Raw genomic sequence first — 20,205 nt, 5'->3', positions numbered from 1 at the left:
CACCGGATGACCGGGACGCGACCTAACTGTTCATCAGGCGTTCACCACTCGTCGCCGTCCGGCAACCTCGACGGCATACGGTCACCGTTGGGCGGGGTCCCAGGCGGTCCCTGCCTCTCCGCCCACCGCGACACCCGGACACCACAGATCGGAAACGAACACAATGCGTGACACCTACCACGAGCAGCTCGACGACATCCTCGCCGAGCTGGAGCGGATGACCCGGACGGTGTCCACCGCCGTACGACGCTCGACCGCGGCACTGCTGGAGGCCGACATCCGCAAGGCCGAAGAGGTCATCGCGGCCGACATCCAGCTGGACGCCGCCGGTGAAGGCGTCGAGGAGAAGGTGTTCGAGCTGATGGCGCGGCAGTCGCCGGTCGCCAACGAGCTGCGGATGCTGGTCGCGGCGCTGCGGATGGTCGCGGATCTGGAGCGGATGGGCGACCTGGCCGCGCACGTGTCCAAGATCGCCCGGCTGCGCTACCCGTCGCCGGCCATCCCGGACGAGCTGCACAGTGTCATCACCGAGATGGGCACGGTAGCCGGCAAGATGGTCGACGCGGCCGGGGACGTGATCCAGACCCGTGACGTCGAGGCGGCCGGCAAGCTGGAGGCCACCGACGACCAGATGGACGCGCTCCGGAGCAACCAGTTCCGGCTGATGATGGACGACTCCTGGCCGCACGGCGTCGAGGTCGCGGTCGACATCGCCCTGCTCGGCCGGTACTACGAGCGCATCTCCGACCACGCGGTCTCGATGGCCCGCCGGGTCGTCTACCTGGTCACCGGCGAGCTCCCGGTCGCCGTCGGCGGCACCGCCGCCGGCTCCGGCGCCGGCGCGTCCACCCCCAACCCCAACGGCAACTGACCCACACTCAAAGGAGCCCTCGGCAACCACCTGGTGGTCGCCGAGGGCTCTTCGCATCCCGGAACGTGTGCGGGGGATATCTTCCCTGGCATGGACGAATCAGAGACCGAGCGGTTGATCAGCACCGATGTGTCCAGCTTGTCCGGGGACGAGATGCTGGACCATCTCGACTCGGTCGAGCGGCGGATGAAGGAGCTCTTGAAGGCCGAGCTCGAGCTGCTGGAAGGCAGCGCGGAGCTGCTCGCCGACCGGCCCGAGTTGCAAGCGCGGCTCGATCACCTGCGCACCGTGGACCTGGACGGGGTCAGCGGAGCTGGTGGCTGACCGCTGACCCCGGCACTGCTGAGCTTCAGCGACCCTGATTCTTGACGGCTTCGATGGCTTCCTTGGCGGCCTGGGGGTCCAGGTACTCGCCGCCGGGGGTGACCGGGTGGAAATCCTCGTCGAGTTCGTAGTAGAGGGGGATGCCGGTCGGGATGTTCAGGCCGACGATGGTCGCCTCGTCCAGGTTGTCCAGGTGCTTGACCAGGGCGCGGAGCGAGTTGCCGTGGGCGGTGACCAGGACGGTCTTGCCGGACCGCAGGTCCGGGACGATCGCGTCGTACCAGTAGGGCAGCATCCGCTCGACGACGTCCTTGAGGCACTCGGTCGACGGGAGCAGCTCCGACGGGAGCCCGGCGTACCGCGGGTCGCCGGCCTGGTCGTACTCCGAGCCGCGCTCGATCGGCGGCGGCGGGGTGTCGTAGGAACGGCGGAACAGCATGAACTGCTCCTCGCCGAGCTCCTCCAGCGTCTGCTTCTTGTCCTTGCCCTGCAGCCCGCCGTAGTGGCGCTCGTTCAGCCGCCAGTGCCGGCGTACGTCGATCCACTGCCGGTCGGCCACCTCGAGGGCGATGGTCGCGGTGCGGATCGCCCGGCGCAGCACCGAGGTGTGCAGGACGTCCGGGAGCAGGTCGCGCTCGCGCAGCAGCTCACCACCGCGGTGGGCCTCCTCGACGCCCTGGGCGTTCAGGTCGACATCCACCCAGCCGGTGAACAGGTTCTTGGCGTTCCAGTCGCTGTGGCCGTGGCGGAGCAGGATCAGGCGATAGGTCATGGCGGCAAGCCTACAAGTGCCCCGTGTGCGATGTGGCTTGAGAGATAGCGGTGTCGTGCCTGTGCGCCGATAGCGCCAAGCCACATCGCACACGGGGCACTAAGGCTCCAGCCAGCCTTTGAAAGCGTCCAGATTCCGGGTCGACTCGCCGCGGGAGACCCGCCACTCGTACTCCTTGCGGATCGAGGACGCGAAGCCGAGCTCCAGGATCGTGTTGAAGGACGAGTCGGCGTACTCGAGCACCGCGCCGAGCAGCCGGTCCACCTCGGTCGGGGTGATCGCGTGCAGCGGGACGCGGCCGTCCAGGTGAATGTCGCCCAGGTGGTCGACGGCGAACGCGACGCCGTACATCTTCAGGTTCCGCTCCAGCAGCCAGCGGTAGACGGCCTCGTGGTTCTCGTCCGGGTGCCGGGCGACGAACGCGTGCACGTGGACCGCCTGCGGGCCGACCGTCAGCGTGCAGGTCGTCTTCAGCTTCCGCTCCCCCGGCAGGTCCGCGGCGAAGGCGCCGGGCTCGCTCTCGGTGAAGTCGAGCTCGTTCTCCTTCAGCACCTGGCGGATCACATCCGCCGCCGAAACCCTCATCCAGCTACCTCCGCGGCCAGGTCGGCCGCCATTGTCTCGGTCGCGACGCGGTACGCGGCCAGCGTCTTCTTGGCGGTCAGGTCCCAGCCGAAGCCCTGGGCGTGTTTGACCGCCGCCCGGCCCATGCTCTCGCGGGTGAGCGGATCCGTCGCGATCCGGGTCAGCGCGTCGGCGAAGTCGTCGACGCTGTGGCCGGGCACCAGCAGCCCGGTCTGCCCGTCCACGACCGCGGTCGTCAGCCCGCCGACGGCCGCCGCGACCACCGGCGTACCGCAAGCCTGCGCCTCCAGCGCGACCAGCCCGAAGGATTCCGAGTACGACGGAACGCAGACGACCGACGCGGATCGGTACCAGTCGGCCAGCGTGGGTCGCTCCATCGGCTTGACGAACCGGGTCACGTCGTCGACCCCCAGCGCCCGGGCCAGTTCCGCATGCGACTCCGGATGCTCCATGCCGTTACCCGACGGACCGCCGATCACCGCGACCACGAGCCGCGACCGCAACGACGGATCCCGCTCGAGCATCCGCGCGGCCGCCCGGATCAGCAGGTCCGGCGCCTTCAACGGCTGGATCCGCCCGACGAACGCCAGGACGACGGCATCCTCGGGCAATCCGATCGCCCGCCGGGCCGCCGCCTGGTCACCAGGGCTGAACATGTCCAGATCCACGCCTGGGTTGACCACGCCGACCTTCGCGGGCTGGGCGCCGTACAGGGTGATCAGTTCGTTCGCCTCGTCCTCGGTGTTGGCGAGCAGCCGGTCGGCGGCTTCGACCACCTGTTCCTCACCGAGCAGCCGTGCAGGCGGTTCGGGTACGTCGTCGTCCGCGAGGCTGGCGTTCTTCACCTTGGCCATCGTGTGCATGGTGTGGACGAGCGGGACGGCCCAGCGGTCGCGGGCGAGCAGCCCGACCTGGCCGGACAACCAGTAGTGCGAGTGGATCACGTCGTAGTGCCCGGGCTCGTGGATCGCCTCGGCCCGCAGTACGGCGCGGGCGAACGTGCACAGCTGGGCGGGCAACTCGTTCTTGGTCAGTCCTTCGTACGGACCGGCCGCGACGTTGCGGACCATCACGCCGGGCATCAGTTCGACGCGAGCGGCCAGGGCCGAGGCGGTCGCGCGGGTGAACACGTCGACCTCGATCCCCAGGTCGGCGAGACGCTTCGACAGCTCCACCACGTAGACGTTCATCCCGCCGGCATCCCCGGTACCCGGCAGATCCAGCGGCGACGTGTGCAGGCTGATCATTGCGACCCGCCGGAGGGGACGGTCAGCGAAGGGTTGGGTCACGTGGTCAGCGTAACTCCGGCGCCGCCTGCGCCCGCTCGTGCTCGGGCGCCGCCCCAACTGGCGAGTGAACCTCAGCCACCTGGTCGCTCAACCCATCAACCAGGTCTAGTCCTGTTTCGGGAACGACAGTGCCTGACCGGTTTCGAGTGCGGCCGCGACTCTTCGTGACAGGGCAGCGCGGAGATCGGCGGACTCCTTGCTGAGCTCCTCGATCAGATCGTTCCGACCGGCGATCTCGGTGCTGGACAGGAGTTCGACGTACCGATCGCGGTCCTGGAGCGCGGCCTCGAGCGCGGTCTCGACCTTGAGTACGCCGTCGGCATCGCGGACCTGCTCGGCGTACTGCTCGAGCTTGGCGACCTTCGCCTCCATCGCGGTCGCCGACAGCTCCAGGGCCTGGCGCTGCGGGTGGAGGACCGCTTCCATGCGGGCGGATTGCAGCTGTTCCTCGACCTCCGCCTGCCGTGCTCGCAGCGACGACAGCTGCTGGAGGACACGGCCGATGTCCCACAGCTGCTCGGGCAGGACGACGTCGTTCTTGGCCGCGTCGAGCAGACCGCGCTTGTTCACCTCGGAGTCCTGGATCGCGTCGACCGCACGCTGTGCCCGCCGCATCAGGGCCGTGGCGTCCTTGTCCCAGTCCTCGGCGAGCAGGTAGTTCCCCTGGTGCTTGCGGGCGAGGGCGCGCGCCCTGGATTCGCCCGTCGTGGCGGAGATGGCGGCGATCAGCAGCAGAACGCCCAGCACCGCGGCGCCACCGCTCAGCCACACGGCCAGGCCGTCGGGAAAGATCGCGTACAGCAGCCAGCGCAGCGCCATCCACACGCCGAACTCGATCCCGGCGAAGAGGACCAGACCGCCAACCGTCTCGCCGACCGGCGTCTGCCGCCCGACGGCATCCTGTTTCGGCGCGCTCGCGGGGATCAGGTCGTCCGGGTAGGCGGCCAGCAGCGCCTTCCGGGCCGCCGCCGGTACGTCGGGCGAGAAGAGCACGAGGCGGTCCGGCTCGGACGACTCGTCGTCACTCGGCTGAGTGTCCATTCGCCCCCTCCCCGAAAACCCTCGACGTTCTACTGTGCGGACTGGTTGCCGCTGCTGGCAACCGGGCTGACAAACTCGGAGGTATGACTTCGAATGCGCGTCCCCTTGCCGTCGTCACCGGAGCGAGCAGCGGAATCGGAGCCGCGTCCGCGCGGCACCTGGCCCGAGCGGGTTTCGAGGTGATCTGTGCGGCCCGCCGGCTGGACCGGATCGAGGCGCTGGCCAAGGAGATCGACGGCCGGGCGGTGCAGTGCGACGTGACGTCGGCCGAGGACGTCGCCGCGCTGACCGAGGCGGTCGGTGACCGGCTCGACCTGCTGGTGAACAACGCCGGCGGCGCGTTCGGTTTCGAGCCGGTCGCCGAAGCGGACCTGGATGCCTGGCGGCAGATGTTCGAGGTGAACGTGATCGGCGTCGCGGCCGTCACGAAGTCGTTGCTCCCGGCCCTCATCGCCGGCCGCGGCACGATCGTCGTGATGGGCTCGACCGCAGGCCAGGTCGCCTACGAGGGCGGTGGTGGGTACGTCGCCGCCAAGCACGCGGCCAAGGCCGTCGTCGACACGCTCCGGCTGGAGCTGTACGACCAGCCCGTGCGGGTCTGCGAGATCGCCCCGGGCATGGTCCGCAGCGAGGGCTTCGCCCTGACCCGGTTCGACGGCGACCAGGCGAAGGCCGACGCCGTGTACGCCGGTGTCGCCGAACCGCTCACGTCCGACGACATCGCCGACATCGTCGCCTGGGTCGCCACCCGGCCGCCGCACGTGAACATCGACCGGCTCACCGTGCGCCCCCGGGCCCAGGCCGCGCAGCACAAGGTGCACCGCGTTCAGTAGCCATGCACCCGTTTGCTCAGAGCGCGTGCACCGGAGTGACGTGCCGGCAGTGGATCAGTACGTCGAACCACTCGGCGAGACTGCCGCCGGTCATCCACGACGTCGGCCCGATCTCCGGGTAGCCACGCGTCTTCGCCGTACTGTTCAGCCACTCTCGGACGGCGCGGTCGGCCGGAGTGCGGAGATCCAGGCTGAAGAGTTCGGGCTTGCCCGCTCGGAGCTGGTACTCGAACCAGTCCGCTGACGCAGGCGGCATGTCGATCGGTCCCATCGGGCCGAGCGTCGTACCGCGCTCGAAGGTGAAGCCCAGCGAGCGGTAGCGGTCGCCGTACCACCGGGTGAGGTAGGAACCGGCGCTCGGGTAGACGATGTCCGGCAACGGCGGGACGATCGTGCGCAGGCCCGGAGCGTTCGCAGTGTGGGCGCTCGCGGCCCAGAAGACGACCCGCTCGTCGCCGTACCTGTGCAGCCAGCGCACGTTCTCCGCAGCCCGGGCGTCGCGGTAGACCCGGATCTCGTCCTCCGGCAGGCTGAACGCCTCGTAGAACGACGCGATCTGGCGCGCGTGGTGCACGATGACCTCGTCGACGTTCCGCAGTCCACGGACAAGCTCGTACACCGCCTTCGAGTTGCTGATGTACGGCGCCTTGTTGTCGACCTCCTTCCAGTACCACCAGACGTACTTGCCCATGTCGGTCGTGTCCGGCGTGATCGGCTCCAGGCTGCGGCGTAGTTCCGCCAGCCGATCGGGCGCGTGCCGGGCGACGTACTTGTCGATGGCCTCGTACGCGAGCGGCCTGGTGGCGAAGTACTCGACTCCGGCGAAGTACACCTTGTCGCGATGGGTTGCGTTGTAGGACCGCAGGTACTCGAGGAGCTCCACGATCTCCTCCGAACGCCAGGCGGTGCTCATCTGCCCGACCAGTGCGCGCAGATCACCACGGCCGGTCTGCACGTACTCGTTCAGCTGCGTGCACAGCGACCAGTCGTCCTCGAACGCGATCGTCCGGAAGCCCATCCGCTCGACGAGGAACCGCAGGACGCGGTGCTTCTGCTGGGTGATCTCGGCCGTGCTGTGGATCGCCTCTCCCAGCCCGACGATCTGAGCTCCGCCGATGGACCGGCGCAGGTGCCCCAGATCCCCCAACGGGACGGCATTCCGCCTGATCCAGTCCGCCACCGGCTCGTCCCGGGCCGCGTACACCGGCAGCCCCAGTCCACCTACCGCGGCCGCGCCGAGCGCACCGCCCAACAACGTTCTCCGGGAAACCACAGTCGTCTTCATGCCTCAAACACTGTCGTCCCGACCCTGCCCGGACATCCCTCACCGGGCGGCTCTGCGTGTACGCCGATCGTCGTACACGCCGCGTGATCACTTGGCGCGGAGGCGGTGGACCGGGGGTGAGGTGATCGGGAGCGGGAACGCCGGTTCGGGAAGGGCGTAGCCGGCGTACAGGCGGCGCCGGACGGCTTCGAGCGGGAAGGTCTGCTGGTAGATCGCCAGCTTCACCGTCACGCCCTCCAAGGTTGCTCTGAGCAACATTTCCTCGACGGCCGGCTCGGCGGCGCCCCGGTCGGCGAAGACGGCGCGGATGGCGTCCTCCACCTGGGCGAGGCGGATGCTCTTGTCGGCCTCCACCTGGGCGAAGACGTCATGGGTGGTGGGCTGCATCATCAGCGTGATGGCCAGGCGCTGGATCGGCAGCGTGGTGGCGGCCGCCATCAGGGCTCCGTCGATGATGCCGGCCAGGCGTTCGTCCGGCGTACCTTCCAGCGTGAGGATCGCGGTGATGCCGTCGAGCCAGCGGTCCAGCAACTCGGCGGCCAACTGCTCCTTGGTGGCGAAGTAGTAGGAGACCAGGCCACGGGAGACACCTGCGGCGGCGGTGATCTCGGAGATCGACGCGGCCTCGTAGCCCTTCGCGGCGAAGACCTCGAGCGCGGCGCCGAGGATGCGCTCACGGGAGCGTTCCCGCAGCTCCTGGTTCGCGGTGGCCGAACGCGGCACTGTTCCTTCCCCGATGCTGGTCGTGGCCCCGGAGGGCCGAGCAACCCCCCACAGCGTGCTCGGCACTCCCGGGCTCTGACCCCCCGTTCTTGCAGGACCCCTCCCCAGGCGCCCGATCTATAGACTGGACGTCCAGTCAATCAATGTCAAAGGGTTGCCCGTTTCGTGGGCACGTTCTGTCACCGGTAGGATGAGGATGCTGCGCCCTGTGTCGAGTGGCACGTGAACGAGCCGTAGCCACCGCCTGAACCCCTTCTGATTGCTTGGAGCGCTTCCCCATGCCTGTCCGTAACGACCTGCGCAACGTGGCCATCGTGGCCCACGTCGACCACGGGAAGACCACCCTGGTCGACGCGATGCTGTGGCAGTCCGGCGCCTTCGGCGCGCATCAGCACGTGGACGAGCGGGCGATGGACTCCGGCGACCTGGAGCGTGAGAAGGGCATCACGATCCTGGCCAAGAACACCGCCGTCCGGCACAAGATGGCCAACGGCGAGCAGATGACGCTCAACATCATCGACACCCCCGGTCACGCCGACTTCGGCGGCGAGGTCGAGCGCGGCCTGTCGATGGTGGACGCGATCGTGCTGCTGGTGGACGCCTCCGAGGGCCCGCTGCCGCAGACCCGGTTCGTGCTGCGCAAGGCGCTGGCCCGGCAGATGCCGGTGATCCTGGTGGTGAACAAGGTCGACCGTCCCGACGCCCGGATCTCCGAGGTCGTCGACGAGACGTACGAGCTGTTCCTGGACCTGCTCGACCACGACGCGGACCAGAGCGCACTCGACTTCCCGGTCGTCTACGCCTCCGCCCGGGCCGGCCGCGCCTCGCTGACCCAGCCGGCCGACGGCGCGATGCCGGACTCCGACGACCTTGAGCCGCTGTTCGAGACGATCCTGGCCAACGTGCCGGCCCCGACGTACACCGAGGACGCGCCGCTGCAGGCGCACGTCACCAACTTGGACGCCTCGCCGTTCCTCGGCCGGCTCGCGCTGGTCCGGGTGCACGAAGGCACCCTGAAGAAGGGTTCCCAGGTCGCCTGGTGCCGTCACGACGGCACCATCCAGAAGGTCAAGATCACCGAACTGCTGATCACCGAGGCGCTCGAGCGGGTGCCCGGCGACTCGGCCGGCCCGGGTGACATCGTCGCGATCGCGGGCATCCCGGAGATCATGATCGGCGACACCCTGACCGACCCGGACAACCCCAAGCCGCTGCCGCTGATCACCGTGGACGAGCCGGCCATCTCGATGACGATCGGCACCAACACCTCGCCGCTGGCCGGCCGGACCAAGGGCACCAAGGTGACCGCGCGGCTGGTCAAGGACCGGCTCGACCGCGAACTGGTCGGTAACGTGTCGCTGAAGGTGCTGCCGACCGAGCGTCCGGACGCCTGGGAGGTGCAGGGCCGTGGTGAGCTGGCGCTGGCCATCCTGGTCGAGCAGATGCGCCGCGAGGGCTACGAGCTGACCGTCGGCAAGCCGCAGGTGGTCACCCGCGAGATCGACGGCAAGCGGCACGAGCCGGTCGAGCGGCTGACGATCGACTGCCCGGAGGAGTACCTCGGTACCGTCACGCAGCTGCTCGCGGTCCGTAAGGGCCGGATGGAGCAGATGACGAACCACGGCACCGGCTGGGTCCGGATGGAGTTCCTGGTCCCGGCCCGCGGCCTGATCGGGTTCCGGACCGAGTTCCTCACCGACACCCGCGGTACCGGGATCGCGCACCACGTCTTCGAGGGCTACGAGCCCTGGTTCGGCGAGCTCCGCACCCGGCCGTCGGGTTCGCTGGTGTCGGACCGGTCCGGCGCCGCGACGTCGTACGCGATGATCAACCTGCAGGAGCGCGGCACCATGTTCGTGGAGCCGACCACCGAGGTGTACGAGGGCATGATCGTCGGCGAGAACTCGCGCAGCGACGACATGGACGTGAACATCACCAAGGAAAAGAAGATGACCAACGTCCGCTCGAACGCGGACGAGTTCGAGAAGCTGGTGCCGGCCCGCAAGCTGTCGCTCGAGCAGTCGCTGGAGTTCTGCCGCGAGGACGAGTGCGTCGAGGTCACCCCGGACGCCGTCCGGATGCGCAAGGTCGCGCTGACCCAGGTGGAGCGGTCGAAACTCGGACGCAAGAGCAAGGCCTGAACTACCTGAACTACCTCGGTGTGATACACCATTCATCGGTCCGTGGGCGGGGGAAGCAGTTCCGGATCGTTACAACCAGACGTGCGGCGACGACGTCTGTCATGTGCAAGCAAGATTCAGTTGGGGGAAGGAAACAGGGAACATGGGCATTCTGCGTAAGCTCGGCGCCACCGTCACGGCCGCCGCGTTCGTGGGTGTGGGCGCACTGACCGCCACCACGACGGCCGAGGCCGCGGTGGCACCGAAGGTTGCGCCCCAGGTCGTGGTCGCGCCGCAGCTGGCGACCGCGGCGGCGAGTTCGACCGCGGTCGTCCCGGGGAAACTGCGGATCGACAAGCGCTGTATGACGAAGGGCCGGGTGCTGTGCATCAACAAGCGCACCCGCAAGCTGGTGTACATGGTGAACGGCAAGCCGATCCAGATCGCCGACGCGCGCTTCGGTGGCCGTAAGACGCCGACCCGCAACGGTGTCTTCAAGGTCCAGCGCAAGTCGAAGAACCACGTGTCGTCGCTGTACAAGTCGCCGATGCCGTACGCGATGTTCTTCAGCGGCGGCCAGGCGGTGCACTACTCGTCGGACTTCAAGGCCCGCGGGTACAACGGCTCCTCGCACGGCTGCGTGAACATCCGCGACAAGAGGAAGATCGCCTGGATCTTCGCCCGGGTGAAGCTCGGCGACAAGGTCGTCGTCTACAGCGGCTGAAACACAACGCGGACAGCGGCCGGAGAAAGCCTACTCTCCGGCCGCTGTCGCGTTCTGGAACGCCTTGTACAGCCGGGGTTCCACCAAACAGAAGGTCGCCGTCTCGACGTCGGTCGCCGTACGGCGAAGTGTCTGTACGGCGATGTCCGCGGCGGACCGGGCCGGCCAGCCGTAGATCCCGGCCGAGACCGCGGGAAGGGCGAGGGTCTTGACGCCCAACTCGTCCGCGATCCGCAACGCGTTGCGGTAGCAGGACTCGAGCAGCGCCGGATCCCGTTGACCGGCGGTGTAGTTCGGCCCGACCACATGGATCACGTACGACGCCGGCAGCGCGCCCGCGGTCGTCCAGGCGGCCTCACCGGGCGCGGCACCGCGGGGATACCGCTCGATCAGCTCGGCCAGAATCTCCGGTCCGCCGGCACGGTGGATCGCACCGTCCACGCCACCACCGCCACGCAATGCGTGATGGGCCGCGTTGACGACCGCATCCACCGCGACAGTGGTGATGTCAGCGGTGCTGAGGACGATCTCCATCGGCTCCTCCGGTCACGACTTGCTCACAACAGCTGCACATAGTGCAGTTCTCAACCTACGCTGAGGCGCCAACCAAAAGACCGGTGAGGACGTCCTACAGGGGTAGGACGGGGTCTACCAAAAGGGGTTTCCGATGCGCGCGCTGATCATCCGCAACGTGCTGGCCGGCTTGGTCGCGGGGGCGACGCTTGCTGCACTCGTCAGTGCCGGAACGATCGCGACCGCCCAGCCGTCGGCCACCACCGATCTGAAGACGGTGCCCTTCGAGGTCAGCGGCGAGCTGCCGATCTACCCGAAGGCCCTGTGGACGAACGGCTCCACCGGGACGAACGTCCGCAAGGTCGAGGCCCGGCTGGTCCAGCTCAAGCTGCTCGAGAAGCGCTACCTGGACAACGAGTACGGGACCATGACCCGCAACGCGGTGAAGAAGTTCCAGAAGTCCAAGGACATTCCCCAGCTCGGGTACGTCGATCAGAACACCTTCGACAAGCTGGCTGCGGCCACTCACGAGCCGACCCAGGCCGAGCTCTACCCGCCGGCGCCCGTGGTCAACGGCAAGAAGCTGGACGCGCGCTGCGCGACCGGCGTCGTACTCTGCATCGACAAGTCCAGCCGTAAGCTGCGGTACGTCATCGACGGCGTGGTGAAGATGCAGCTGGACGTGCGGTTCGGCGCGGTGAAAACGGCCACCCGCGAGGGCAGCTTCACGGTCGGCTGGAAGAGCCGCAACCACGTCTCGAAGCTGTACGACTCTCCGATGCCGTACGCGATGTTCTTCAGCGGCGGCCAAGCGGTGCACTACTCGTCGGACTTCGCGGCCCGTGGTTACAACGGCGCCTCGCACGGCTGCGTGAACGTGCGCGACCTGGGCAAGATCCAGGCCCTGTTCGATCAGATCAAGGTCGGCGACAAGGTGGTCGTCTACCGGTCGTAGCCGCTGGAGCGTCGTACGGCGGATGTGCGGGAGCTACAGCGGGCGGGGGCCCCTGCGGCGGCGGATGGCGCCCCAGCCGCCTCGTCCACGCCCGGCGGCGGCGCGCAGCGCCGGGCGGGCGTCGACCAGGTAGACCGCGGCGGCGACGATGCCGATCAGGCCGAAGAAACTCAGCCAGCCCTGGAAGATCTGACTCAGCGTGAACACGACCAGGATCAGCACCCAGCCGGGCTTGGTCAGCTTGTCCGCGGCGACGAACACCGCCCGCGGCCGGAACGCGGCATCGATCAGCGCGACCAGCTTGATCCCGAGCAGCACCCACCAGATGATCTCGAGCGGACCGGCGAACCCAGGAAAGAGGTTCGGGAACGTGGCGAGTGGGAGCATGCGTACGAGCGTACCCAAAGACCGGGCGGCCCACCTCTGCTGAGTGCAGATTGTGGGCCGCCCGGCCTGATGATTCACCCAGATGTGGGCTGTTGTTACTCTCAGTCGCCGACCTTGGTGGCCGCGGTGGTGGCGGCCTTGGAGGCGGTCTTCGCGGTCTTGCGGGCGCTGGTCGCGGTCGCCTTGACGTTGCGGGTGGCGGTGTCGGCGGTCTTCTTCGCGGTGGTCCGGGTGGCCTTGGCCTTGCTCACCGTGGTCTTGGCCTGGGTGACCAGGTCCTCGGTGGCCTTCTGGCTGCGGATCCGCTCGACCAGCTCCTTGCCGCGGCCGGCCAGGTCCTCGTAGGTCTCCTCGGCCTGGCCGAGCACGGTGGTGAAACCGGCCTGCGCGGTGACCGGCAGCTCACGCAGCTTGGCCGGAGCGGTCTTGGCGTCGGCGACGATGGCCTCGAACCGCTTGGCCAGCTCCGACTGCGCCTTGGTCAGCTCGGTCTGCAGGGTCTTCTGGTCCAGCTTGGCGAACCGGGCGGTGACGTCGTCGCTGACGGCGCGGAACTTCTCCACCGCCAGGTCGCCGGCGCCGGCGAGGGCGTAGAACGGGGTGACGGGCGTACGGGTAGCCATCAGGCTTCTCCTCGGGATGTTTTTCAGCAGGAAGTGTTACTTGGTGCGCTTTGTTGCAGGGGTCTTCTTGGCCGTCGACTTCTTCGCAGCAGCAGGAGCAGCAGCCGGTCTGGCAGGACCCGGCTTCTCGGCGGCCTCGTGGTCGGGGGCGGTGTCGGACTCAAGGTCGGACTCTGGGTCGGACTCGGGGGTGTTCTCCCGGACGAAGGACGCGTAGACGTCCAGCAGGACGCGCTTCTGCCGCTCGTTCAGCGCGGGATCGAGCAGTACGGCGTCGACCACACCCGACGCGCGCCGGGCGCCGTCGGAGCCGTCGTCCGGATCGAGAATGCCGGCCCGCACGTACAGGGTCTCCGCGGAGATCCGCAACGCCTTCGCGAGCTGCTGCAGCACATCGGCCGACGGTTTCCGCAGGCCGCGCTCGATCTGGCTGAGGTACGGGTTCGACACACCGGCCAGGTCGGACAGCTGCCGCAACGACAACTGCGCGTGCCGCCGCTGCTCGGCGAGGTACTCCCCGACGGAGCCCACCGATCCGGCAACACGATCACTCAACTTGGCCATGTGTCCATAGTGCTAGCAACGTGCTTGCAATTGCAAGCAGCGACACCGTGAGCCCGCTCACGCGGGGTAGCAACTAGCTGAACGTTGAAGGATGCGGCTGGACGGCGCCGACCTCGACGCCACCGCCGTACAAGGGGAAACGGGACTGCTGGTCGATGACCTCGTGCTCGAGGCCGAGCTTCTGGAGTACGGCGGCCATCACCACGGCGCGGGCGCGCGGTGTGCCGTCCTCGACCTTCAGTGCGATCCCACGGCCGTCCTCGAGGCCCACGGCGTACACACTCTCGGCGCCCACCTTGCAGAACAGGCCCGGGATCGCACGCATCAGCGCGGCCTCGTCGCGAGTACTCCCGCTGGCGTACTCCGGGTACGCGCGGAACGCGTCCTTCACCCGGGCCTCGAGCGTGCCCGGGGCGGCCGCAGCGAACAGGCCGAAGGATCGGGCGAGGCCGGCGAGGCTGATCGCGAGGATCGGGGCGCCACAGCCGTCGACGGCGACGTACGAGACCTTCTCGCCAGCGGTGTCCTCGACCGCGGTCCGGATCGCCTGCTGCAGTGGGTGATCCGGCGTGCGGTAGTCATCGAGCGGCCAGCCGTTGATCACACAGGTCAGGAGCATCGCCGCGTGCTTGCCCGAGCAGTTCATCGTGATCCGCTCCGGACCGTGCCCCGCACGCACCCAGGCATCCCGGGCAGCATCCTCCAGCGGATACGCCGGCGGGGTCCGAAGAGCCGACTCATCCAGGTCCGCCATGGCGAGAATCTCGCGTACGCCGTCCAGGTGGAACTGCTCGCCCGAGTGGGACGCGCCCGCGAGCGACAGCAACTTGCCGTCGAGGGTGAGCCCGTTGCGGAGCATGCCGAGGGCCTGCATCGGCTTGTTCGACGAGCGCGGGAACATCGGCTGGTCCACCACGCCGACGGACCACTCGACGGCGCCGTCGGGATTCGTCACCACGACGGAGCCGCGGTGATGGCCCTCCACGAAGCCGCTGCGGACGACGTCGGCCAGGATCACAGGTTCGGTCACGGCTGAACTGTACAGGTGCAAAACGCAGTGTTGCGAATGAAACGGCTCACAGCCGGGAGCGCACGTGCAGCCCGACCTCCGGGTCGACCAGGAGCTCCTGGGTCGCGGTCACCGTCGGCTGATCCTCGGCCACCACCTCGAGGATGGCGGCCGCGTCGACGTTCCGCTTCACCAGCGCCAGCGCGATCGGTCCGTACTCGTGATGCCGGGCCGCCGACCCGATGAAGCCGACCTGCTTGTCGCCGGAGCGTACGGCGTACCCGTGGGCAGGCAGGTGGTCGACCGAACCGTCCAGGTGCAGCCGGACCAACCGGCGCGGCGGACGACCCAGGTTGTGCACCCGGGCGACCGTCTCCTGACCGCGGTAGCAGCCCTTGTTCAGGTGGACACCGACCCCCAGCCAGCCCACCTCGTTCGGGATCGCGCGCTCGTCCGTGTCCAGACCGAACCGCGGCGCGCCCGCCTCGATCCGGAGCGCCTCGTACGCCCAGATGCCAGCCGCAGGCCCTTCCAGCCCGGCCAGCTCCGCACGCGGCAGGAACACCTCGTGTCCGCCGAGCGAGTCCTCTCCACTGCGCGTCAGCGGACCGCCTTCGGCAGCCTGGCCCGGGCGCCAGATGATCGCGTAGTCGTCGGTCACGTCGGTGATCTCGACGCGCGACATGAACACCATCTTCCGCAGCCACTCGATCATCGCCGCGGCCGCGCCGGGCTCCGTGTGCAGCCAGAAGGTCTCGCCGTCGTCGACGCCGTACATCACATGCTCGATGTGACCCGTCGGCGACAACAGCAGCGCGGTCGTCGACGTCCCGGGCTTGAAGCCCTCGAAGTACTGCGTCGTGAGCGCGTGCAGCCAGGTGAGCCGGTCCGGGCCGGTGATCGTGACCACGTCGCGGTGCGACAGGTCGACGAACCCGTTCCCGGCCGTCAGGGCCCGCTGCTCCCGCAGATCGGTCCCGTAGTGGGCCGCGACGCCGGCGTCGACTCCATCGGCCTCGACCGCGCCGGGCCGGTCCAGCAGGGGGCTGCGCTTCCGTGACATGTCACCAGAGTACGTCGACTGGCGTACGGCGATCGCCTCCCACCGTGGGATGTGGACACCACCCGGTCCCGGACAGCCTGGAGGTACCAAATCTTCGAGGGGAGCAAGGCGATGAGCGACAGGCGATTCCGGTTCGGCGTGGTGGGCAGCCCGGCGACAGCGGAGCAGTGGACCACAACCGTGCGGCAGGCGGCCGACCTCGGTTACTCGAGCGTGCTCATGCCCGACGGACTGCAGTTGCCGTCGCCGTTCGCCTCCCTTGCGATGGCCGCGACGCTCGCGGACGTCCGGGTCGGCACCTTCGTGGCCGCGGCACCGCTGCGGACGCCCCGGCAGGCCGCGTGGGACGCGCACACGCTGACCGTGTTGACCGACGGCCGGTTCGACTTCGGCATCGGCACCGGACGGCCGGGCACGGACCAGCAGGCAGCCGAGCTCGGGCTGCCGTTCGGGTCCGGCAAGGAGCGCCGCGACCAGGTCCGGGAGACGCTGGACATCCTGGAGCGGCTCGACGGCGACCGTCGTACGCCGATCATGCTGGCCGCCGGCGGACCGCGGGCGCTGGCCCTGGCGGCGGCCCGGGCCGACATCGTGTCGATCGCCAAGGACGCGATGACGCCGCGGGCGGAGGTCCTGCGGCTGGTCCAGGACCTGCGCGAGCTGGCCGGACCGCGGGCCGACAGCATCGAACTGGCGATGAACCTGTTCGCGGCCGGGACGCGCGAGCTGCCGCCGTGGACCCAGCGGGCCGCCGGGGTGTCACCGGAGGAGCTCGAGGCGAGCGACTCGCTGATGATGCTGCGCGGCACACCTCAGCAGATGGTCGACGAGCTGCTACGGCGCCGGGACGAGTTCGGTACGACGTACATCACGGTCAACTCGACCTACCTCGAGGACCTGGCTCCCGTGGTCGAGAAGCTCGCCGGGAGCTAGGGCACGTCTCTCGATTCCCTGCGTGCTGCGGGGAATTGAGAGACGCACCCTAGACGTGACACTGCCCGTCAGCTTGTCAGGAGCTGACGGGCAGTGCCGGAGGGGTGGGACGGTTGCTCAGTGGTGGGACGGGCCGCTGTCGACCGGGCGGGGCGGAGCGCTGTCGACCGCGGCCGGCAGGTCGCCCGCGTGGGTGTCGCCGGCGGCGAAGGCGGCCTCGTCGAACGGATCCTCGCCGGCAAAGACCTGCCGGGCCTGTTCCTTGTCGAACGCTCCGACCCACTGACCGACCACGACGGTCGCGACCGCGTTGCCGGCGAAGTTCGTCAGCGCCCGGGCCTCGGACATGAACCGGTCGATGCCGACGATCAGGCCGACGCCGTCGACGAGATCGGGCCGGTGCGACTGCAGCCCGCCGGCCAGGGTGGCCAGACCTGCGCCGGTGACACCGGCGGCACCCTTCGAGGCGATGATCATGAACGCCAGCAGGGAGATCTGCTGAGCGAGCGAGAACGGCTGGTCCATCGCCTCGGCGATGAACAGCGACGCCATGGTCAGGTAGATCGCGGTGCCGTCCAGGTTGAACGAATACCCGGTCGGGACGGTGATGCCGACCACCTGCTTGCCGACGCCGAGGTGCTCCATCTTCCCGATCAGCCGCGGCAGCGCGGTCTCCGAGGACGAGGTGGACACGATCAGCAGGAACTCGCGGCCCAGGTAGCGCAGCAACTGGAAGACCGAGATCCCGGCGACCAGCCGGAGAACGGTGCCCAGGACAACGAGCACGAAGAGCAGACAGGTGATGTAGAAGGCCAGCATGATCTTGCCCAGGCTGACCAGCGCGTCCGTGCCGGTGGCCCCGACGACGGCCGCAATAGCGCCGAACGCACCGATCGGCGCGGCCCACATGATCATCGACAGCACCTTGAACACCAGCCGCTGGAGGTGGCCGATGGCGTCCAGGATCGGCTGACCCTTGGCGCCCATCCCCTGCAGCGCGAAGCCGATCAGCAGCGCGACCAGGACCGTCTGCAGCACCTCGCCCTCGGTCAGCGCGGACACGATCGTCTTCGGGATGATGCCGAGGATGAAGTCCGTCGTACCCTCGTGCGCCCCGGCGGCCTGCTTCTGGCCGGCCTCACGCAGTTTGTCGGTCAGGTTCAGACCGGAACCGGGCTGGACCAGGTTGCCGACCAGCAGGCCGATCGCGAGGGCGGCCGTCGACATCACCAGGAAGTAGGCGAGCGCCAGACCGCCGACCTTGCCGACACTGGCGGCCTGGCGGACCGAGCCGATGCCGAGCACCAGCGTGCAGAAGATGACCGGGCTGATCATCATCTTGATCAGGTTCACGAAGCCGGTGCCGAGAGGTTTCAGCTCGACCGCGAAGTTCGGGAACAGGAAACCGACACCGATGCCGAGCAGTACGGCGACGATGACGGCGATGTAGAGGAAGTGGGTCCGGTCGTTGCGGACCGGGGTCGGTCGGGATTCAGTCGGGCTCGACATGGTGGGGACTCCTGTATCGGCCGGGCGGGCTGTACTTCAGTAACTGTGACGTGACGCACAGGGGAACTGCGCATTTCGTTCATATCGTTCGCGATGCCGTACCAGTGACCCCGCTGGAATGCACAAATCCGCCCGGGATGTGCACACTGTCGGCATGAACCACCGGCCGTGGGAGCTGCGCCGCCAGGTCCTCTGGCTGCAGACCGTCACGGCCGGGGTGTTGATCCTGATGGTCTGGATCACGATGATGGCCCAGTCCCGGTCCCAGGCCGACCGGGACGCCGCGGCCGCCGGCGTTGCCCCGCCCGGCTGGTGGGAGCTGATCCGGCTCGACGTCCGCTCGATGCTCGGTGTCGCGAGCCTGATGCTCGGCGTCGCGATCGCCGGCAACGCCCTCGTCTCCTGGCGGGTACGACGCGCCACCCGCGGCATCGGTACGCAGGCGCTGGCCCGGATGCTCGACTTCTACGAGGGCGTTCTGCGCGCAGCTCGCGAGGGCCTGATCCTGCTCGACGCGGACGGCCGAGTCCAACTCATCAACGACGAGGCCCGCAACTTGCTCGGCCTACGGGCGGTCCTGCCCGGCACTCCGATCAAGGAGCTCCACCTGGGCAGCACTCTGTCCGAGCTGCTCACCGCAGGGCGGACGGCGTACGACGAACTCCACCTCGGCGCCGAGGGTGTGGTGGTCGTGAACCAGCAGCCGGCCCGGTCCGGGCGGATCGTCACGCTGCGGGATCACACCCAGCTACAGCGCCTGCTGGGCGAGCTGGACGCGGTCCGCAGCCTGGCCGAATCCCTGCAGGCACAGAACCACGAGGCCTCGAACCGGCTGCACACAGTGGTCAGCCTGATTGAGATCGGCAAGCCGGAACGCGCCCGCGAGTTCGCGGTGTCGGAGCTACAGTTCGCCCAGGCGATGACGGACCGCGTGGTCGGGACGGTCGGCGACCCGGTGCTCGCATCGCTGCTGCTGGCCAAGCTGTCCCAGGCCCAGGAACGCGGAGTGGTTCTCACGTTGGAGCTCGGTCGGGAGGCACTCAACACCCGGCTGCCGGCGCAGGACGTCGTCACAGTCGTCGGCAACCTGCTCGACAACGCGATCGAGGCCGCCCGCGGTGGACCCGCTCCGCGCCGGGTCGAGTTGCGGGCGAGTACGACGCCGAACGCGATCGACCTCGCCGTCACGAACACCGGCGCCGAACTGGGCGCGGTGGAGTTGGCCCACATGTTCGATCGCGGCTGGACCACCAAGGCAGAGCCGGGTCACGGCCTCGGGCTCGTGCTCGTGCGCAGTACGGTCGAGCGCTGGCAGGGCACGCTGATGGTCGACCCGGATTCCGAACTGGACGACGTTCCGGCGCTGACCGTGCGGGTCCGATTGCCGCGGGCGGTGGGCGCCAGTGCCTGATCTGCGGGTCCTCGTCGTCGAGGACGACCCGGTCGCCGCGGAGGCCCATCGCACGTACGTCGACCGGCTGCCGGGCTTCACGTGTCTCGGCGTCGCCGGTACGGCGGCCCGCGCACTGCACCTGCTGGCCCGGGGCGAGGTGGACCTGGTGCTGCTGGACATGAACCTGCCGGACGGCCACGGACTGGATGTGGTCCGGCGGATGCGAGCCCTGGGCAACCAAACCGACGTGGTCGCGGTGACGTCGGCCCGCGAGGTGGCCGCGGTCCAGGCGGCGGCCAGGATCGGCGTGGTGCAGTACGTGCTGAAACCCTTTGCCTACGAGACTTTGCGGGATCGACTGACGGCGTACGCGCGGCAACGGAAAGCGGCGGAGTCGGGTCAGGTGGTCGCGGATCAGGACGAGGTGGACCGGTTGTTGCACCCGGCAACGGTCTCGTCGGTGCCGAAGGGGTTGGCCGGATCGGTGCTGGATCGTGTCGTCCAGTTGCTCGGGAACCGCGAGGGCTGGACGGCCGAGGAGGTCGCCGCCTCGCTCGGCACCTCACGCATCACGGCGCGACGCTACCTCGAACACCTCGCGGACCAGGGCCAGGCCCTGCGCACCCAACGCTACGACGGCCGCAGCGGCCGCCCCAAGGTGGAGTACTCCTGGGTGGCCGAGAGCTGAA

At 68.7% G+C, this 20,205-nt stretch carries 22 protein-coding genes; 9 read left to right on the top strand and 13 right to left on the bottom strand.

What is annotated here, in order from left to right:
• Window positions 1-163 precede the first annotated feature (163 nt).
• On the top strand, window positions 164-871 hold the full coding sequence (gene phoU, locus EV652_RS09900) for a phosphate signaling complex protein PhoU (RefSeq protein WP_132208737.1): 708 nt from the start codon (window positions 164-166) through the stop codon (window positions 869-871).
• Between the two features lie 90 nt (window positions 872-961).
• Window positions 962-1,195: a hypothetical protein gene (locus EV652_RS09895; RefSeq protein WP_132208736.1), complete on the top strand. Its 234-nt coding sequence runs from the start codon at window positions 962-964 to the stop codon at window positions 1,193-1,195.
• A gap of 25 nt (window positions 1,196-1,220) precedes the next feature.
• Here EV652_RS09895 and EV652_RS09890 read toward each other — a convergent pair whose 3' ends face one another.
• The 4 genes from EV652_RS09890 to EV652_RS09875 form a co-directional block, all read right to left on the bottom strand.
• On the bottom strand, window positions 1,221-1,967 hold the full coding sequence (locus EV652_RS09890; RefSeq protein WP_132208735.1) for a phosphoglyceromutase: 747 nt from the start codon (window positions 1,965-1,967) through the stop codon (window positions 1,221-1,223).
• A gap of 99 nt (window positions 1,968-2,066) precedes the next feature.
• On the bottom strand, window positions 2,067-2,552 hold the full coding sequence (locus EV652_RS09885; protein ID WP_132208734.1) for a type III secretion system chaperone family protein: 486 nt from the start codon (window positions 2,550-2,552) through the stop codon (window positions 2,067-2,069).
• Window positions 2,549-3,841, bottom strand: coding sequence for a D-inositol-3-phosphate glycosyltransferase (gene mshA / locus EV652_RS09880; RefSeq protein ID WP_199238101.1), 1,293 nt, complete (start codon window positions 3,839-3,841; stop codon window positions 2,549-2,551). Before mshA ends, EV652_RS09885 begins: the two co-directional genes overlap by 4 nt.
• Before the next feature lie 105 nt (window positions 3,842-3,946).
• Complete coding sequence (locus EV652_RS09875) at window positions 3,947-4,882, bottom strand: hypothetical protein (RefSeq protein WP_132208733.1); 936 nt, start codon at window positions 4,880-4,882, stop codon at window positions 3,947-3,949.
• Window positions 4,883-4,965: 83 nt separating this feature from the next.
• Between EV652_RS09875 and EV652_RS09870 the strand changes: the two genes are divergently transcribed.
• On the top strand, window positions 4,966-5,715 hold the full coding sequence (locus EV652_RS09870) for an SDR family NAD(P)-dependent oxidoreductase (protein WP_132208732.1): 750 nt from the start codon (window positions 4,966-4,968) through the stop codon (window positions 5,713-5,715).
• A 16-nt stretch (window positions 5,716-5,731) separates the two neighbouring features.
• Here the strand turns inward: EV652_RS09870 and EV652_RS09865 are convergent, their stop codons facing one another.
• Window positions 5,732-7,000, bottom strand: coding sequence for an erythromycin esterase family protein (locus EV652_RS09865; protein ID WP_132208731.1), 1,269 nt, complete (start codon window positions 6,998-7,000; stop codon window positions 5,732-5,734).
• An 87-nt stretch (window positions 7,001-7,087) separates the two neighbouring features.
• Entirely contained in the window at window positions 7,088-7,723 is a 636-nt protein-coding gene (locus EV652_RS09860; protein WP_132208730.1) for a TetR/AcrR family transcriptional regulator, read from the bottom strand.
• Window positions 7,724-8,001: 278 nt separating this feature from the next.
• On the opposite strand from EV652_RS09860, the gene typA reads away from it, so the two are divergent.
• Both typA and EV652_RS09850 read left to right on the top strand, forming a co-directional pair.
• Window positions 8,002-9,864: a translational GTPase TypA gene (gene typA / locus EV652_RS09855; RefSeq protein ID WP_132208729.1), complete on the top strand. Its 1,863-nt coding sequence runs from the start codon at window positions 8,002-8,004 to the stop codon at window positions 9,862-9,864.
• 142 nt (window positions 9,865-10,006) lie between these two features.
• On the top strand, window positions 10,007-10,567 hold the full coding sequence (locus EV652_RS09850; protein WP_132208728.1) for a L,D-transpeptidase: 561 nt from the start codon (window positions 10,007-10,009) through the stop codon (window positions 10,565-10,567).
• A 30-nt stretch (window positions 10,568-10,597) separates the two neighbouring features.
• Here the strand turns inward: EV652_RS09850 and EV652_RS09845 are convergent, their stop codons facing one another.
• Window positions 10,598-11,101, bottom strand: coding sequence for a macro domain-containing protein (locus tag EV652_RS09845; RefSeq protein WP_132208727.1), 504 nt, complete (start codon window positions 11,099-11,101; stop codon window positions 10,598-10,600).
• Window positions 11,102-11,234: 133 nt separating this feature from the next.
• On the opposite strand from EV652_RS09845, the gene EV652_RS09840 reads away from it, so the two are divergent.
• On the top strand, window positions 11,235-12,035 hold the full coding sequence (locus EV652_RS09840; protein WP_132208726.1) for a L,D-transpeptidase family protein: 801 nt from the start codon (window positions 11,235-11,237) through the stop codon (window positions 12,033-12,035).
• Window positions 12,036-12,068: 33 nt separating this feature from the next.
• Here EV652_RS09840 and EV652_RS09835 read toward each other — a convergent pair whose 3' ends face one another.
• The 5 genes from EV652_RS09835 to ygfZ all read right to left on the bottom strand — a co-directional run bounded on the left by EV652_RS09835 (window position 12,069) and on the right by ygfZ (window position 15,681).
• Window positions 12,069-12,422 carry a DUF2516 family protein gene (locus EV652_RS09835; protein WP_132208725.1) on the bottom strand — a complete coding sequence of 118 codons (354 nt, stop codon included), beginning with the start codon at window positions 12,420-12,422 and terminating at the stop codon, window positions 12,069-12,071.
• A gap of 101 nt (window positions 12,423-12,523) precedes the next feature.
• Window positions 12,524-13,045 (bottom strand): hypothetical protein, encoded by a 522-nt coding sequence (locus EV652_RS09830; protein WP_132208724.1) that lies wholly within the window; start codon window positions 13,043-13,045, stop codon window positions 12,524-12,526.
• 36 nt (window positions 13,046-13,081) lie between these two features.
• Window positions 13,082-13,609, bottom strand: coding sequence for a helix-turn-helix domain-containing protein (locus EV652_RS09825; protein WP_132208723.1), 528 nt, complete (start codon window positions 13,607-13,609; stop codon window positions 13,082-13,084).
• A gap of 73 nt (window positions 13,610-13,682) precedes the next feature.
• Window positions 13,683-14,639 (bottom strand): asparaginase, encoded by a 957-nt coding sequence (locus EV652_RS09820; RefSeq protein ID WP_132208722.1) that lies wholly within the window; start codon window positions 14,637-14,639, stop codon window positions 13,683-13,685.
• Between the two features lie 46 nt (window positions 14,640-14,685).
• The gene (gene ygfZ, locus EV652_RS09815; RefSeq protein WP_132208721.1) at window positions 14,686-15,681 is read right to left on the bottom strand and encodes a CAF17-like 4Fe-4S cluster assembly/insertion protein YgfZ; all 996 of its coding nucleotides are present in this window, start codon (window positions 15,679-15,681) and stop codon (window positions 14,686-14,688) included.
• A gap of 111 nt (window positions 15,682-15,792) precedes the next feature.
• Here ygfZ and EV652_RS09810 point away from each other — a divergent pair, with 111 nt between their 5' ends.
• A complete protein-coding gene (locus tag EV652_RS09810; protein ID WP_132208720.1) occupies window positions 15,793-16,614 on the top strand; it encodes an LLM class flavin-dependent oxidoreductase in 822 nt (273 codons plus the stop codon).
• A gap of 117 nt (window positions 16,615-16,731) precedes the next feature.
• Here EV652_RS09810 and EV652_RS09805 read toward each other — a convergent pair whose 3' ends face one another.
• Window positions 16,732-18,123: a cation:dicarboxylate symporter family transporter gene (locus EV652_RS09805; RefSeq protein ID WP_132208719.1), complete on the bottom strand. Its 1,392-nt coding sequence runs from the start codon at window positions 18,121-18,123 to the stop codon at window positions 16,732-16,734.
• Window positions 18,124-18,277: 154 nt separating this feature from the next.
• Between EV652_RS09805 and EV652_RS09800 the strand changes: the two genes are divergently transcribed.
• Window positions 18,278-19,534 (top strand): sensor histidine kinase, encoded by a 1,257-nt coding sequence (locus EV652_RS09800; protein ID WP_132208718.1) that lies wholly within the window; start codon window positions 18,278-18,280, stop codon window positions 19,532-19,534.
• Window positions 19,527-20,204: a response regulator gene (locus EV652_RS09795; RefSeq protein WP_132208717.1), complete on the top strand. Its 678-nt coding sequence runs from the start codon at window positions 19,527-19,529 to the stop codon at window positions 20,202-20,204. The genes EV652_RS09800 and EV652_RS09795 overlap by 8 nt, the downstream gene beginning before the upstream one ends.
• Window position 20,205: the final 1 nt, after the last annotated feature.

The organism is Kribbella steppae, assembly GCF_004342025.1.
Classification (GTDB): Bacteria; Actinomycetota; Actinomycetes; order Propionibacteriales; family Kribbellaceae; genus Kribbella; species Kribbella steppae.
The sequence above is the reverse complement of the archived record's forward strand: the minus strand, read 5'-3'. Positions and strand labels throughout refer to the sequence as shown.